Source organism: Actinoplanes solisilvae (assembly GCF_003999975.1).
Taxonomy (GTDB): domain Bacteria; phylum Actinomycetota; class Actinomycetes; order Mycobacteriales; family Micromonosporaceae; genus Actinoplanes; species Actinoplanes solisilvae.
Map to the genome: position 1 here is coordinate 418,183 of NZ_RJAC01000004.1, position 15,033 is coordinate 433,215.

Sequence of the window (15,033 nt, forward strand, 5' to 3'; positions counted from 1 at the left end):
GGCGCCCGGCACATAGGATCGCGTGTCTCGACTGATCGACGACACGCTGGGGGAACCGACGATGACCGAGGTGGGAGTCCTCGGTCCGGTCGAGATCCGCCGGGGCGGTGTGCCGGTCGCCGTGCGCGGCAACCAGCCCCTGGCCGTGCTCGCGATGCTGGCCGTCGCCCGGGGCCGCCCGGTCGCCGCCGACCGGCTCGCCGACGACCTGTGGGGCGCGGCCGCGCCGCCGGGCGCCCACGCCGTGCTGCAGGCGCACATCTCCCGGCTGCGGCGCGCGCTGGAACCCGAGCGACCTCCCCGCGGCGCCGCGTCGTTGCTGGTCAGCGAGGGGGCGGGCTACGCGCTGCGGCTTCCGGCGGGGGCGCTCGACGCCGAGCGGTTCGAGACCGCCGTACGGGCCTCGGCCGGTCTCACCCCCGCCGATGAACTCGCCCGCCTCGAGGCCGCACTCGCGATCTGGCGGGGCCGGCCCTACGAGCAGTTCGCCGACGCCGAGTGGGCCGCGGCCGAGACCGCCCGCCTGACCGAGCTGCGCCACATCGCACGCGAACGGGCCGTCACCTCGCTGCTGCGCCTCGGCCGGCCCGGCGACGCCGCCCTGGCCGCGCGCGAGCTCACCGGCGAGGAACCGCTGCGCGGCGAGCCGTGGCGGCTGCACGCTCTCGCGTTGTGGGCGGGCAACCGGTCGGCCGACGCCCTCGCCGTGCTCGCCGCGCACCGCCGCCTGGTCGCGGCCGAGCTGGGTCTTGACCCCGAACCGGCGATGGTGGCGCTGGAACAGGCCATCCTCGGGCAGCGGGCCGACGTGCTCGAAACCGCCCTGCGGCCGTCCGACGCGGTCCGCCCGGCCCAGCTCCCCCGCTCCCCCGAGGCGTTCTCGGGCCGCGACGACGAGCTTCGCCGACTCGACAAGCACAGCCTGGTCGTCATCAGCGGAACGGGCGGGCTCGGCAAGACCACCCTGGCCGTTCGGTGGGCGCACGAGGCCGCTGCCCGTTACCCCGACGGGCAGCTCTACGGTGACCTGCGCGGCTACTGCCCGATGGAGCCGCCCGCCGAACCCGGCGACATCCTCGGTGGGTTCCTCGGCGCGCTCGGCCAGCGGGTGCCGCCCAGCACCGAGGAACGGTCGGCGCTGTTGCGCAGCGTCCTCGCCGGACGGCGCATGCTGATCGTGCTCGACAACGCCCGCGACGCCGACCAGGTGCGACCCCTGCTGCCCGGCGCGCCCGGCTGCGCGGTCGTGGTCACCAGTCGCAGCCGGCTCGGCGATCTCGTCGTCGCCGACGGGGCGTACGCGATGCATCTCTCCGCCTTCAGCGACGACGAGGCGGTCGCCTACCTGCGCCGACGTCTCGGCCCGGCCGCCGACGCCGACATCGAGGCGCGGGACGCGATCGTGGCCCGCTGCGGTGGGCTGCCGCTGGCCCTGGCGCTGATCTGCGCGCGGGCCGCGTCGTCGCCGGCGCCGCTGCGCGAGATCGAGGCGGGGGTCGAGGGGCTCGACGCGTTCGCGGTCACCGGTGTCCGCCACGACCTGCGCGCCGTCTTCTCGTGGTCGTACCGGGGTCTCGCCGCGCCCGCCGCCCGCCTGTTCCGGCTGCTCCCGCTGCACCCCGGCGCCGAGGTGAGCGTCGAGGCGGCGGCCGCGCTGGCCGGGGTCGATCCCGCGGTGGCCCGGGTGCTGCTGCGCCGGCTGGTCGACGCGCACCTGATCGCCGAGCCGCGGCCCGGCCGGTTCACGCTGCACGACCTGCTGCGGGCGTACGCCCGGGAGATCGCCCCGCCCGAGTCCGGCGCGCTGCGCCGCCTGCTCGAGTTCTACCTGCACTCGGCCCGCAGCGCCGCGCTGCTGCACTCGCCGTACCGCCACCCCGTGATGGTCGGGCCCGGACCGGCCGGCCTCTCGTTCGCCGGCCCGGCCGCGGGCACCGCCTGGCTCGACGACGAGTACGAGAACCTCGGCGCGCTGCTGGAGCTGTGCCGCACGCCGCAGTGGTCGTCGTACCTGCCGCCGTTCGTGTGGGTGCTGACCCCCTACCAGCAGGACCTGCGTTTCCACCTGGCCGACTCGCTGACCCTGTGCCGCGACGCCCTCGCGGTCGCGTCCGACCGATGGTGGGTCGGCTACCTGCACTACGTGCTCGGCCGCGGCCTGCTGCGACTCGACCGGCCCGCCGAGGCACGGGCCGAGCTGGCCAAGGCGATCGCGGTCGGCCGGGCGAGCGGCGACCCGGTGGCGCTCGCCAACGCCCTGCTCGGTGTGGCCGAGTCCATCGTGGGCACGCATTCCTCGCCGACCCGCGAGCAGGCGGCCGAGGCCTACCCGTTCGCGGCCGAGGCCCGTGAGCTCTACGTGCGGCTCGGCAACGACCAGGGCCGGGCCGAGGTGGCCGGCGCGCTGCACCCGCTCGCGTGGCACCACGCCTGGCAGCCGGACGGCCGGGCCGAGGCGCTGCGCCTGTTCGAGGCGACCCGCCACCCCGACCTGCCCCGCCTGACCATGGCCCTCGACCTGCCCGAAAGTGAGGCCCCATGACCACGAGGCTGCTGATCAGTCTCGCCTGGATCGTTCTCATGTCCCCCGGCGCGGCGATGCTGGGCGCGGCCGTCATCATCGGAGCCGGCATCGCCCCCGCCCCGCGCGGCCGCCTGTGGGACGGCCCGGTGACGGCTCTGTCCCGGCCCGTCCTCGGGCTCTACTTCTTCATGCTGGGCTTGGCCTTCGTCGCCGTGGTGACCCTGACCAAACACCTGCACGACAGCCCGTCCTACCTGGCCGTCGTCGCGGCTCCCGCCGCCGTCACCGCAGTCCTGATCGTCGGCTGGATCGTGATGGCCCGCCGCGTCAGCCGGCGAGATCCCGCCGGACCCGCTCCGCGAAAGGCTTGAGCTCGGCGTCGATGCGGGCCGCCTCGGTCTCGGTGAGGGTCACCGCGGCGGCCACGCGCGGGCGGCGTTCGAGCATCTCGGCCCGCAGGCCGCCCGGCGGGTGGGAGGCGAACAGGGACACGTCGGCGTGGCGGCTGAGGCGGCGCAGCAGGGGGATGTTCGGCGCCTGGTTGGCGCGGGCGAGGCGGGCGGCGGCGAGCCACGCGTCCGGCCCGTGGCCGGCGCGGGCCTCGCGGCGGATGACGGTGTCGAGTGCGTCGCGGATCAGCAGGTGGTCCTCGAGGCGTACGGCAGCGTCGGTTCCGCCCGCTCGGGCGCCCAGCTCGTCGGCGAGGTACTCGGCGCGCTGGGAGTCACGCTGGCTCGTCCACACCAGCAGCAGGTGCAGCAGGGACGTCGTACGGGAAAGGATCCACCCCAGGCCCCGGGTGAGCAGGCCGATGAAGCCGCCCGCGTCGGCCGAGCCGTCCACGTCGAGCGCGTCGGCGACCCGGCCGAGCGTCGTCTCCGCGACCTGGGTCAACGGTCCGCGGCGGATGTCGCCGTTGACGAAGTGGCCCAGTTCGTGGCCGAGCAGCGCCACCCGCTCCTGCGGCTCGAGCGTGGCCCACAGCGGCAGGCCGAGGCCGAGCACTCGCTGCCGGCGCAGGCCGACCGCGTTGGTGAAGGCGTTCAGGTCGTACTCGACGGTGATGATCTGCGGCGTGGGAGCCCCGACCGCCTCGGCCACGCGGCGCACCAGGCCGAACAGCGCGGGCGCGGCGGCCTCGTCGAGCGGTCGCCGCTCGCCGAGCGAACCGAGCCGGGGCCGCAGCAGGAAGGCGAGGCCGAGCAGGACGATCCCGCCGACGGTGGCCAGGCTGAAGAAGTCGAAGAAGATCAGCCACAGTCCGAGTACGGCCAGAGCCAGCACCCCGCCCAGCAGGAGCACCGCCGCGGCGAGCGTCACGAACCGGGCCGCCGTCATTTTGCGCGGCACGAGCGGCCCGCCGGCGAGGGCCTCGAACTGTCCGACGGTCAGCCGGTAGGCCACCCGGTGCAGCCGGCGGTCGAGCCACCGCCAGCCGAACACGACGGGCACGGCGCGGTCGAGGTTCCAGTCGCAGGAGGGGCACCACGGCCGCGGGAAACCCGTGGTCACCGTCGGTTCCGCGCAGCGCGGGCAGGCTGTGGTGGTGGTCACGGGGGATGATCTTGTACGGCCCGAGTACCGGGCGCAACCCCGTATCGATCCTATCTGTACACCGGGATCGGCCTGGTGCTGCTGCGGCTGACCGTTTTTCGGTCGCGCGACGAAGGACCGTCGGGGATCATGCCCACGTGAGCAGTCGACTGAGGGCCATCGCCCGCGAGACCGTGGAGATCGCGTCGCGGGGCGGGTACGGGGCCGTGGACATCGCGGACGACGTGTCGCGGGCCGTGCGCGGCACCCGTCTCTACCGGCCGGACGAAGCAGTGGCAGCCCCGCCGGTCGCGCCGGTCGCGGCCGCGCTCGAGGTGACCGGTGAGTCGACCCTGGCCGCCGCGCGGCGGCTCGGCGGGGACGTGGCGTGCCTGGTGTTCGCGTCGGCCCGCAACCCCGGCGGCGGTTTTCTCAACGGCGCGCAGGCCCAGGAGGAGAGTGTCGCCCGCAGCTCGGCGCTCTACCCGTGCCTGCGGGCGGCCGGCGAGTTCTACGCCTACCACCGCGCGCACGAATCACTGGCCTACAGCGACCGCGTGATCTATTCGCCCTCGGTGCCGGTGATTCGCGACGACAAGGGCGCGCTGCTCGACTCGCCGTACCCGGTCTCGTTCCTGACCGCCGCCGCCCCGAACCGGTCGGCGATCGCCCGCAACCAGCCATCATCGCTTCCTGAGGTGCCGGGCGTGCTCGCTCGCCGTGCTTCCCGGATCCTCGCGATCGCCGCCGCGCACGGTCACCGCCGCCTCGTGCTGGGAGCGTGGGGCTGCGGCGTGTTCGGCAACGACCCGATCGTGGTCGCCGACGCGTTCGCCGCGGCCCTGCGGGCCAACCCGTGGTTCGACCAGGTCGTCTTCGCGATCCTCGACCGCACGCCCGACTCTCCGACGCGAGCGGCGTTCCACCGGCTCTGACCGCCGACTCACCCGCGCGGGCGGCGTTCAACCGGCTCTGAGCTGGGTATTCTCGCGTCCGTGCTGCTGAACCCCCGACGGCCCGGTTGCCGCATCCGGTACGCGTTCTGATCGTGCACACCGTCGAGCTGTTGCCTGATGAAGAGCTGACTGCGGGCGTACGGGATCTGTGGGCTCTGCTTCTCGAGGCGGGGTTGCCGAGTCTGGCCTGGCTGCCACCGGCTACCGGTCTGTTCGTTGCGGCGCGTTCCTACGATACGGAGACGCGCACCGTCCGCGATCTTCGGTGAAACGCCTGGTCACGATGGTTCAGCGGGCTGGCAGGAACTTCACAGGCGCGTTGCCGATACTGCTGGTGGTCATGCCGTCGAAGCAATGTGAGGTGCACACGTGTCCGTGCTCGCCGAAGCCGCCCCCGACACTTCCGGGGGGCTGACCGGGTGGGCCGTCGGCCTCATGGAGTCGCTGGGCGGCGTGGGTGCCGCCCTGATCGTCGGCCTGGACAACCTGTTCCCGCCGATCCCCAGCGAGCTGGTGCTGCCGCTGGCCGGGTTCTCGGCCAGCCGGGGCGTGTTCAGCCTGCCCGAGGCCCTTTTCTGGACCACGCTGGGCTCGGTCGTCGGGGCGATCATCGTGTACTGGGCCGGGGCGCTGCTCGGCCGTGAGCGCACGCGCAACCTGGTCGCGCTGATCCCGCTGGTCAAGGTGCAAGACTTCGACCGCTGCGAGGAGTGGTTCGCCAAGCACGGCACGAAAGCGGTCTTCTTCGGGCGCATGGTGCCGCTGTTCCGCAGCTTCATCTCGCTGCCGGCCGGTGTCGAACGCATGAGCTTCTGGAAGTTCACGCTGCTCACGACGCTCGGCAGCCTCATCTGGAACAGCCTGTTCGTGACGGCCGGCTTCATCCTGGGCGAGAACTGGCACCGCGTCGAGGGCTACGCCGGCGTCTTCCAGAAGATCGTCATCATCGGCGTCGTGATCGGCATCGGTTACTTCGTCTGGCAGCGCGTGCGCTCCAACCGCCTGATCACCCCGGACGCCGACCCCGACGCCACCATGCTTCTGCCGGTGATCCCCGACCGCCGAGCCGACACCACGTCGTACGACCGCAACACCCCCGGTGCCCCTCACGACCGAGGAACGACCGCGGCCACCCCCTACGGCCCCGACACGGCCGCCGGTGCCCCTTGGGGCCGCGAGACGAACGACCCCCGGGCCTCTCGCGACCTGGACGCCACGGTGATCCTGCGCACCATCCCCGGCCAGCAGCCGGACAACCGCCGCCACCCCTGACACCCTCGCCCCAGCGGGCGCAGCATCAGAAGCCGGCCCGGGTCCGCCCGCGGCCGGCTTCTCTGTGAGCGGTGAAATTGGCCCCGCCACCCGGCCGCGCCCGGGGGGAGGGCTGCGGCCGGATGGCGGGTGCTGGACGCGGCGCGGGGACGAGTGCGCCGCCGAGGGTGTCCAGCTCGCGGGCGGCGGACCTCTGGCGGAAGGTCCGCCGCTCGGCGGGAGGGCGGCGGCCCGGCTGTGAACCGGGGCCGCCGCCGGTTACGAGTTGTAGGCCTTGGCGGTCACCGTCAGCCCGCGCGGGCGGCCGAGCCGGCACGGCCACGACGCGACGACCTTGCGGCTCTCCCCCGGGAGCAGCCAGAAGTAGTTGTCGTCGTAGGTCGCCGGCAGTACCCGCTCGCCCTTGCCGTCGCGGACCGCCAGCCGCACCAGGGCGGCTGCCGCGTCACCCCGGTTGGTGACCGTGGCCGTGATGGCCTCCTCCCCCGGCCGGCTCGCCGAGCTCGTGGTCACCGTGAGACGCGTCTTCGGCATCGACGACAGCGCGCGCATGTCGGCCGACTCCGCATACCGCCAGTACGTGTTGTCCGAGATCAGCGCACCCCGCCGGTCGCGCATCTCCAGGCGTACGAGGTGAAGTTTCGCGCCGGCCGGGACCGCGACCCCGAACGCCGCCGTGGTGGATGACGCCTCCACCGATACCTTCTGGGACTTGACCGGGCCCAGCGCGCGGCCGTTCAGGTCATAGGCGCGGGCCGACACCGTGACATCGTTCAGCGGCTCCGGCGTGTGGTTGACCGCGCGCACCGTCCACGTGGCCGGGTCGGCCTGCACGTGCCGGGGCTCGCAGCTCTTGCGGGAGCCGTAGTAGGCGCCGTTCACGTCCAGGTCGTAGTCGTACGTCTGCCAGACCGTGCTGTACCAGGCCGGGTGCGACATCCACAGCAGCAGCCCCGAGGCGTTGTGGAAGAGGCTCGCGTTCCACGCCTCGAACATCGCTCGGTGGTTCTCGTAGTTGATGAACTGCGCCCGGCTGGTGAACTCGTCCAGCGACGACGCGACGCCGAGCCGATCCTCGATCGCCTTCTGGTACCAGTCCACGTGCTGGTTCCCGTTCGACGCCCAGTCGTGATATCCCCAGACCTGGCTGATCGGCCACGCGGGCTCGTCCCCGGCCAGGTTGAGCATCGTCTCGGGGTGCGGCACGACGGGCATGCCGATCTCGGTGTGGAAACCGAGCACGCCGGCCTTGTAGACGTTCCGGTCCCCGTACGTGTCCGGGTCGATCCAGTGCCACGGTCCGGTGCCGCTGACCACGCCCGCGTTCGACGACGGGATGTACGCGACCTCGGGGTCGAGCTCGGCCACGGCCTTGCGGATGCCCGCGTCGATGGCCGGCGGCGGGAACTGCTCGTTGGCCGCGCACCACACCGCGATGCTCGGGTGGTGCCGGTAACGGCTGATCGTGTCGTAGACGATCGCGTCGTAGGTGGGCGACCCCTCGATGAACGGCCCCGCCTCCCAGAAGTCGTTCCACACGAGGATGCCGTACTCGTCGCAGGCCGCGTAGAGCTCCTCGCGGTTGCTGCTGCCGATCCAGTTGCGGATCATGGTGAAGTTCATGTCGCGGTGCAGCGCGACCGTCTCCCGCGTGCGGTAGGGCTCGGTGCGGCGCAGCATCTCGTCCCAGCCCCAGTTGCCGCCCCGGCAGAAGACCTTCGTCCCGTTGACGCTGATCGTCAGCTCGGTCGCGGCGTTGTCCACAGCCTTGACGTCCGTCCAGTGCTCGCCGTCGTCGGAGATCTGCACGACGAAGTCACGGGCGTACGCGGTCTCCCACGCGAGCTCGACCTGATCGAACGCGACCCGCGCGCCGAGGTCGACCTGAATCCACTGGTTGTCCTGCGCGTCCGAGGCCCACCGCGTACGGGGATTGCCGTCGGTGACGTTGGAGGCGGGACTCGAGCCCTCGGCCGTCGAGGCGGTCGCGGGCCGGTTCAGGGCCAGATCGGTGGACAGGTCGGCCTTGCGGCGCACCGACAGCGTCCACAGCGAGAATCCCCAGTCGGTCGCGCGGTGGCCGCCCTGGATGCGCACATGCTGCGCGCTTCGCTCGTCGAAATCCACAACCTGGCGTCCGGTGTTGCCCACAGGCGTCTCGTTGTTGACGGTCGTCAGGTCTGTCCACAGGTCGCCGTCCGCGGACACCTGCACGCGGAACCTCATCGCGAACGCCTGTTCCCACAGGATCGTAACCCGGTCGAAGCCGGTGGCCGTCCCCAGGTCGACCTGCACCCATTCGCCGTCGCGGTAGTCCGAGGTCCAGCGCGTGCCGTCGTTGCCGTCCACCACCGCACCGGGCGTGGTCCCGTCGGCCGCGCTCGACGCCGTGGCGGTCTTGCCCAGGGCCAGGTCGGCGCCGTCCACACCGTCGCGCACCTGGACGGCCCACATCGACACGCCCCAGCCGGTCGCCCGCTGGTCGTTCTGGATGCGAACGTACTGCAGGTTCTGCCGATCGAAGGTGACGGTCTGGGCGGCCTTGCCGTTCTGGAAGTCCAGCGGCGGCTTGCCGGGCGGGGTGATGATGACCGGCTGGAACGAGTCGTACGCGAACTCGCGGATGCCGAAGCGGCTCGTGCGGGTGTCGCTCACCGAGCGTCCGACGGTCGCCGAAACGCTCAGGTCGTGCAGGTTCGGCTCGCCGTAGCCGTTGGGCCACCACAGCTTCGGGTTCTTCACCCGCACCGGCTTGAACACCACGTCGATCTTCGCGCCGGCCGGAACGGTGACCGTCTGCTCCAGGCGCACCTTGTCGAACGACGCACGCACGGTCACCTTGGTCGCGGTGCCGGCGACGTTGCGTACCGGGACGGTGACGGTCAGGTCGGCAATCGACGTGCCGGTCAGCTTGGTGGAGACGTGGCTGTCGCCGATGACGATGTCGCCGGTGCTGCGCAGGCGCACGTGGTTCCAGATGCCGCTGACGCGGTCGCGCACGGCGGGCATCCAGTCCCAGCCCGACACGGCCAGGTAGGTCGGCGAGTCCAGCCAGATCGAGCCGCCGTGCAGGAACGTCCAGCTCGTGAGCGTTTTGTCGCCGGGCGTTCCCGGGTGGGGCATCGGGTCGACCCGTACGGCGACGGTGTGGTCGGTCCTGCCCTTGAGCGCCTCGGTGATGTCGATCGTGCCGCGCGCGAACGGGTGCGTGACGGTGCCGAGGTTCTTACCGTTGACCCAGGTGGTGGCGGCGTGATTGATGCCGTCGTACTCGAGCCAGACGTGCCGGCCGGCCGACGTGTCGAGGTCGCGCGGCAGACGGAACTCACGCCGGTACCACCAGGAGTGCCGCGAGAGGGCCTCGGGGACGCGCAGGTTCTCGAAGCCGCCGACCGGGTCGGGCAGGTGACCCTGCTCGACGAGCGTGGCCAGGACCGTGCTGGGAACAGTGGCGGGCAGCCAGTCGCGCGTATCGCGCTTGCCTGTGGACAACGCGGCGCCGTCCACATCGACGAAGTCGTCCAGGGTGAGCGCCCAGCCGTTCTCCACAGGCACGGTGCCGTCCGCGGCGACGGTCAACGCCGGAGCGGGCCGGGTGTTGCCGCCGGCCCAGTCGGTCCAGCCGGTCGCCTTGGGCTGCGCGGACAACGGACGCCCGTACACCTGGAAGCCGTTGAGGCCGACCGGGTTGCTGTTGTGGCGGCGCGACACGCTCATGCGCACGTGGCGGGCGCGGACCGGGGCGGACAGGGCGATCTCCTGCGTGCCGCCCTGACCGTTCGTGGTTTCGTACGCGGTGGTCCAGCTCTGGCCGTCGGTGGAGACGTCGAGCTTGAACGCGACCGCGGCGCTGGAGAGGATCTCGTCGCCGTCGGCCTGGTTGTAGTTGCCGTCGAAGGGCGGGTCGGCCAGCGTGGCCTCGAACGTCAGCGTGACCGACCGGACCTCGCAGACCGCCTGCAGGTCGACGGCGATCCACTGCGGGTCGCCGTCGCCCGCCCGCCAGCCCGAGCCGCGTACGCCGCCCCGCGAAAGCCCATCGACCGCGAACCAGGCCGGCGTCGGGGCGTACGCGGTGGACGACGCCGTGACGGGCCGGAATTTAGCCAGGTCAGAGGGGGCGGGAACGGTGCCCGGGGCGCCCGCGGGGTGGGCCGGGGCGGCGGGGTGGGCCTGCGCGGCGCTCGGAACGAGGGCATTGACCCCAATCGAGGCGAGCAGGCCGCCACCGGCGCTGAGCAGCGCACGGCGCGAGACAGACGGTGTGTCGACCATGAGGACTCCAGGGAAGTGACAACGTTGTCAGGTGCCATGACAACGCTGTCATTTACACCGCAGGAAGTCCAATGTGTCAAGATCTCGTTTCGAACTACTCCAACCCGCGGTCGCTCCGTGGCAGCTCAGGGCCATGTCGGCGGCGGCGAAATTTCAGAGCTCAGCGCTCGCGCGCGACACCGACGCGGGGCTCGCGGACGACACCGGGCACAGGACCTCCGCGCGACCGCCGGCTCAGAACTCGCAGGCGACTGCCGGGCTCAGAGCTCCCGGCCGACACCGGGCTCAGAGCTCGCGGGCGACCGCCGGACACAGAACTTGCCCACGACCGCCGGACACAGAGCTCGCGGGCGACCGCCGGACACAGAACTTGCCCACGACCGCCGGACACACAGCTCCGGGCCGACCGCCGGGTTCAAGGCTTGAGCGCGACGCCGGCCCAGATGCTGACGCGGCTCGGGTCGACCGGCTCGGCATCCCCGTCGGGACGCCAGTCCGACACCAGCGCCACGCCGGGGTCGACCAGCTCGAGACCGTCGAACAGTGCCGTGAACTCGTCGCGGTCGCGCGGCCAGATGTCGCTCCGGCCCGAATCGAGCATCCGCCGATAGGCCGCCTGCTCGTGCGGCGGCATGAAGTCGAGCGTGAAATGCGTGGCGGCGAGGTAGCTTCCCGACGGAAGCTCGTCCACCAACCGTTTCACGAGCCCGCGCGCCGCGCCCGGACCCGGCACGAAATGCAGCACGGCGACCAGCATCAACGCGACCGGCCGGGACAGATCGAGGGCAGCGCGAAGCTGAGGGGCATCGAGAATCGAGTCGGGATCCCGCAGATCCGCCTCGATGTAGTCGGTGACGCCCTCCGGAGTGCTGTTGAGCAGCGCCCGCGCATGGGACATGACGAGCGGGTCGTTGTCGACGTAGAGCACCCGGCTGTCCGGCGCGACACGCTGCGCCACCTCGTGGGTGTTGTCGGCCGTCGGCAGGCCGGTGCCGACGTCGAGGAATTGCCGGATCCCGGCGTCGGCGGCCAGAAACCGTGTCATGCGGCCGAGCACGTCACGGTTGGCCCGGACCCCGGCCCGCATCCCGGGAAACATGCGCTCGATCGCGTCGGCGGACTCACGGTCGGCCGCGAAGTTGTCCTTGCCGCCCAGCCAATAGTTGTAACGCCGAGCAGGATGCGCAACCGACGAGTCGATCGCCGCGGATGTGGACTCCAGCTCGGTCATGATGTCCCCCATCGACAATCAAAAATATGGACGGCCATACTGTATAAGGCCGATCAAGACCGGGTACGCCTGTCCGCTTTCGATCACGTCACGAAGCCGGAGGGCCGCGACGGGACCCCCTCCGGCGGTTCTCCACCCGCGCTATCCACTTGCCGCGCGCCAACAAGTCGGTTCTGAACCCGCGGAGCGCCACCCGAGCGGTTCTCCACCCGCGGAACGCCACCCGAGCCGTTCTCAACCCGCGCTGCTCACTCGCCGCGCGGCAACGGGAACGTTCGCCACCACCACCGACCTGCAACAGAACGGCACACCCACCGAGGCACTGAACACATTGGAAATCGCGGCGGCGCTGGCCGAGAGCATGGTCGATCTGCGCGGTGTCGCCTACGCCCGCAACCGTCAAGCCCTGGTGCTGTGGACGCTCGGCCGTGTGGACGAATGCCGCACCACCCTCCCGGATTTCGGCGACGACCTGCTCGCCGCCTTCCTCCGAGTGCTCCTGAACAAGGACCGCCTCGAGTTGCAACGAGTGCTGGCCGCCGCGGGCGCCACCGGAGATCGTGACGTCGAGACGCTCGCCGCGGAAGCGCTCACCGCGCCCTGACGCCCCCTCAAATCCCGGGCGCCCATCACCGGGGTCGGCCAAGGCGATTGTCTCCCTCCCGGGCCACCACTATTTAAGGTTATTTATGGTTCGGGGCTCATCCGCTGCTCCCAGCGAGTTCGTAGTTGTCGGTACAGCACCACCGAAACCGCCCCACCCGCGAAGGAGCCCCACGATGTATCGGACCCAACGGCGCAAGATGTCCTCGACGACCCGCAAGGTTGTGCTGGGAGCGTCCGCCGTGGCCCTGGCTGGTGGCGCGTTCGCCGTAGGCACCGGCCTGAGCAGCGCCGGCGAGAACTGCGACGGCCTCGACCAGGCGCTGCGCCAGAACCTGCAGTTCATCGCCGGTCAGCGTGCCGCCCCCGACGCGCAGTCGGAGGCCCGCATCGCCAACCGCCAGGCCGTGGTCGACCTGATCAACCAGCGCCGCGTGGTCGCCGGCTGTACCAAGAACGTCGCCGCCGAGGTCCCCGGCGCTGCCGCCAAGCCCGGCGGAAACAACCAGGCCGGCGGCCACAACGGCGCCAACCAGAACGGCGGCGGTCAGAACGGCGGCGGTCAGAACGGCGGCAACCAGGCCGGTGGCGCCACCAAGCCGCCCGCCACCAAACCCCCGGCGGCCAACCCTCCCGCCGGTAACGCCGGCAACACCGGTAACGCCGGGACCGGCGCGGGCGAGGTTGTCTGCAAGGGCTCCACCGTCACCCTGTCCGGCGAGGCCGGCGCCCCGTTCGCCTCGAGCGGAACGTTCCCGCTCGGCACCACGCTGAAGGTCACCAACCTGGACAACAACAAGAGCATCACCGTCAAGGTCGAGACGACCTCCGGAAGCTGCGTGCTGCTGAACAACGCCGCGTTCGAGGAGGTCCGCGAGCCCGGCAAGTTCCTGATCCGCCGGGCCGTCATCGAGCGCGTCGGCTGACTCGCGCACCAACGTGCACCAAGTGTGCGCCCGGCGATCGTCCCTACCGATCGCCGGGCGTCGCCGTGTTCAACGGCATCGCTCGCAACGGAGCCTTGCGCACCTTGTTGGATCCCGTGCGCGGCAGCCCTTCCACCACCTCGACGTAGACCGGCAGCTTGTATCTGGCCAGCCTCCCGCCGAGGAACGCGCGCAACTCCCCGACGTCGACTCGTCGGCCCGGTTTCGCCACCACGAACGCGCGCCCTACCTCGCCCCACTTCTCGTCCGGCACGCCGACCACCGCCACCTCGGCCACGTCGGGATGCTCGAAGATGACCGACTCGACCTCGGCCGGATACACGTTCTCCCCACCGGACACGTACATGTCCTTGAGCCGGTCGACGATGTGGAAATGGCCGCTCTCATCCACAAGCGCGACGTCCCCCGACCGGAACCACCCACCGTCCGCGAACGCAGCTTCGGTCGCGGCCTGATCATCCCAGTACCCGGGTGTGACATTCGGCCCGCGCACGAGAACCTCGCCCGGCTCCCCCACGTCCGCGTCGCTCATATCCGGCCGCGCACATCGCACATCCGCGAAGAAGACCGGCACTCCCGCCGACCCGACATGCGCCAGGCTCTCCCGCGCCTCCAGGAACGTCGCCCCCGGCGCGGTCTCCGTGAGCCCATACCCCTGGCAGAAGGTCAAACCCCTTTCCTGGTACGCCGTGATGAGCGCGGGAGGTACCGAGGCGCCCCCGCTCATCACGCTGCGCACCGACGACAGATCCGCCGACCGCCAGCGCGGCGACTGAGCCAACCCCGCGAACATCGCCGCTACCCCGAACATCCATGTCACCCGCTCGGAGGCGATCAGGTCCAGGGCGTTGTCCACATCCCAGCTCGGCATGAGCACACTGGTCCCGCCCTTGAGGAACGTCGGCAGCAGGCATTGATCGAGCGCCGCCACATGAAACAGCGGCGCCCCGACCAGCCCGACCTCGTCCGCGCCGACGTCCACCCCCACCAGCAGGTTGAAGCAGTTCCACACGACGTTCCCGTGCGTCAGCACCGCACCTTTGGGCCGTCCCGTGGTCCCCGAGGTGTAGAGAATGAACGCGGGCTCATCGAGCCCCACGCTCACCTCGACCTCCCGCCGCATCTCGTCCACAGCCGGCAACGACAGGCCGTCGGCCTTCTTTTCCACAGCCCTCGTGACCCCTGCGGCGTCCCCAGCACGCGCCGCCGGGAACGGCAAAGCATCCGCGATCGAGTGCAAGGGCACGAGTGCCGCCGCGGTGTTCAGCCCCTCGGCTGTCCCCGCGCACGACGGAGCGAACACGAGCAGTTTCGTGCCGCTGTGGGCAAGCATGAAGTCGATCTCGGGAGCGGTGAGCCGGAAGTTCAGCGGCACAAAGATCCCGCCCAGCAGGTGTGCCGCGAACATCGTTTCGACCAGCCCGGGATGGTTCGGCCCCAGATAAGCCACGCGATCGCTCGGGGCGACGCCTGCCTTCCGAAATCGGCGGGCGAGCCGAACAACCCGTTCGTACAGTTCGCCATAAGTGACCGAGCGCCCCTCGAAGACAAGCGCCACCCGACCCGGCGACATCGCGGCTCGCCTCCCCGGCCAACCGCCCAGACCGGAGTTTCTCATCTCGACCACACCCAGCACCTCGCGCGCGCCCAAGCGGCAAAGACTTCACCAGGCGTGCAAGCTGGAAGGAGACC

The 15,033-nt window shown here is 71.2% G+C and carries 9 protein-coding genes and 1 pseudogene; 6 read left to right on the plus strand and 4 right to left on the minus strand.

The genetic code is table 11. The annotated features are described in order from the left end of the window. The first annotated feature begins 22 nt into the window (after positions 1-22). Both EER30_RS15370 and EER30_RS15375 read left to right on the plus strand, forming a co-directional pair. The gene (locus EER30_RS15370) at positions 23-2,542 is read left to right on the plus strand and encodes an AfsR/SARP family transcriptional regulator (RefSeq protein WP_127501097.1); all 2,520 of its coding nucleotides are present in this window, start codon (positions 23-25) and stop codon (positions 2,540-2,542) included. Further along, on the plus strand, positions 2,539-2,895 hold the full coding sequence (locus EER30_RS15375) for a hypothetical protein (RefSeq protein ID WP_127501098.1): 357 nt from the start codon (positions 2,539-2,541) through the stop codon (positions 2,893-2,895). Before EER30_RS15370 ends, EER30_RS15375 begins: the two co-directional genes overlap by 4 nt. Here EER30_RS15375 and EER30_RS15380 read toward each other — a convergent pair. Then, positions 2,852-4,078, minus strand: coding sequence for a M48 family metallopeptidase (locus EER30_RS15380; protein ID WP_240670027.1), 1,227 nt, complete (start codon positions 4,076-4,078; stop codon positions 2,852-2,854). The two genes, EER30_RS15375 and EER30_RS15380, sit on opposite strands and share 44 nt — an antisense overlap. A gap of 137 nt (positions 4,079-4,215) precedes the next feature. Here EER30_RS15380 and EER30_RS15385 point away from each other — a divergent pair, with 137 nt between their 5' ends. Further along, positions 4,216-4,992, plus strand: a complete 777-nt coding sequence (locus tag EER30_RS15385) for a TIGR02452 family protein (protein ID WP_127501099.1) — start codon at positions 4,216-4,218, stop codon at positions 4,990-4,992. A gap of 390 nt (positions 4,993-5,382) precedes the next feature. Beyond that, positions 5,383-6,174, plus strand: a pseudogene (locus EER30_RS15390) (DedA family protein); the annotation flags it as partial. A 369-nt stretch (positions 6,175-6,543) separates the two neighbouring features. On the opposite strand, the gene EER30_RS15395 reads toward EER30_RS15390, so the two are convergent. Then, positions 6,544-10,560 (minus strand): discoidin domain-containing protein, encoded by a 4,017-nt coding sequence (locus tag EER30_RS15395; RefSeq protein WP_127501100.1) that lies wholly within the window; start codon positions 10,558-10,560, stop codon positions 6,544-6,546. A gap of 415 nt (positions 10,561-10,975) precedes the next feature. Further along, positions 10,976-11,791: an SAM-dependent methyltransferase gene (locus tag EER30_RS15400; RefSeq protein WP_240670029.1), complete on the minus strand. Its 816-nt coding sequence runs from the start codon at positions 11,789-11,791 to the stop codon at positions 10,976-10,978. A gap of 331 nt (positions 11,792-12,122) precedes the next feature. Between EER30_RS15400 and EER30_RS15405 the strand changes: the two genes are divergently transcribed. Next, positions 12,123-12,395, plus strand: coding sequence for a hypothetical protein (locus tag EER30_RS15405; protein WP_127501102.1), 273 nt, complete (start codon positions 12,123-12,125; stop codon positions 12,393-12,395). 175 nt (positions 12,396-12,570) lie between these two features. Then, positions 12,571-13,320 carry an RlpA-like double-psi beta-barrel domain-containing protein gene (locus EER30_RS15410; protein WP_164842339.1) on the plus strand — a complete coding sequence of 250 codons (750 nt, stop codon included), beginning with the start codon at positions 12,571-12,573 and terminating at the stop codon, positions 13,318-13,320. Positions 13,321-13,363: 43 nt separating this feature from the next. Here the strand turns inward: EER30_RS15410 and EER30_RS15415 are convergent, their stop codons facing one another. Further along, positions 13,364-14,992: an acyl-CoA synthetase gene (locus tag EER30_RS15415; RefSeq protein WP_240670030.1), complete on the minus strand. Its 1,629-nt coding sequence runs from the start codon at positions 14,990-14,992 to the stop codon at positions 13,364-13,366. Between the last annotated feature and the right edge of the window lie 41 nt (positions 14,993-15,033).

Excerpts from the sequence above, each read along its gene's own strand:
- EER30_RS15375 (WP_127501098.1), top strand. The coding sequence starts at position 2,539 with ATGACCACGAGGCTGCTGATCAGTCTCGCCTGGATCGTTCTCATGTCC.
- EER30_RS15395 (WP_127501100.1), bottom strand. The coding sequence starts at position 10,560 with ATGGTCGACACACCGTCTGTCTCGCGCCGTGCGCTGCTCAGCGCCGGT.
- EER30_RS15400 (WP_240670029.1), bottom strand. The coding sequence starts at position 11,791 with ATGACCGAGCTGGAGTCCACATCCGCGGCGATCGACTCGTCGGTTGCG.
- EER30_RS15410 (WP_164842339.1), top strand. The coding sequence starts at position 12,571 with ATGTATCGGACCCAACGGCGCAAGATGTCCTCGACGACCCGCAAGGTT.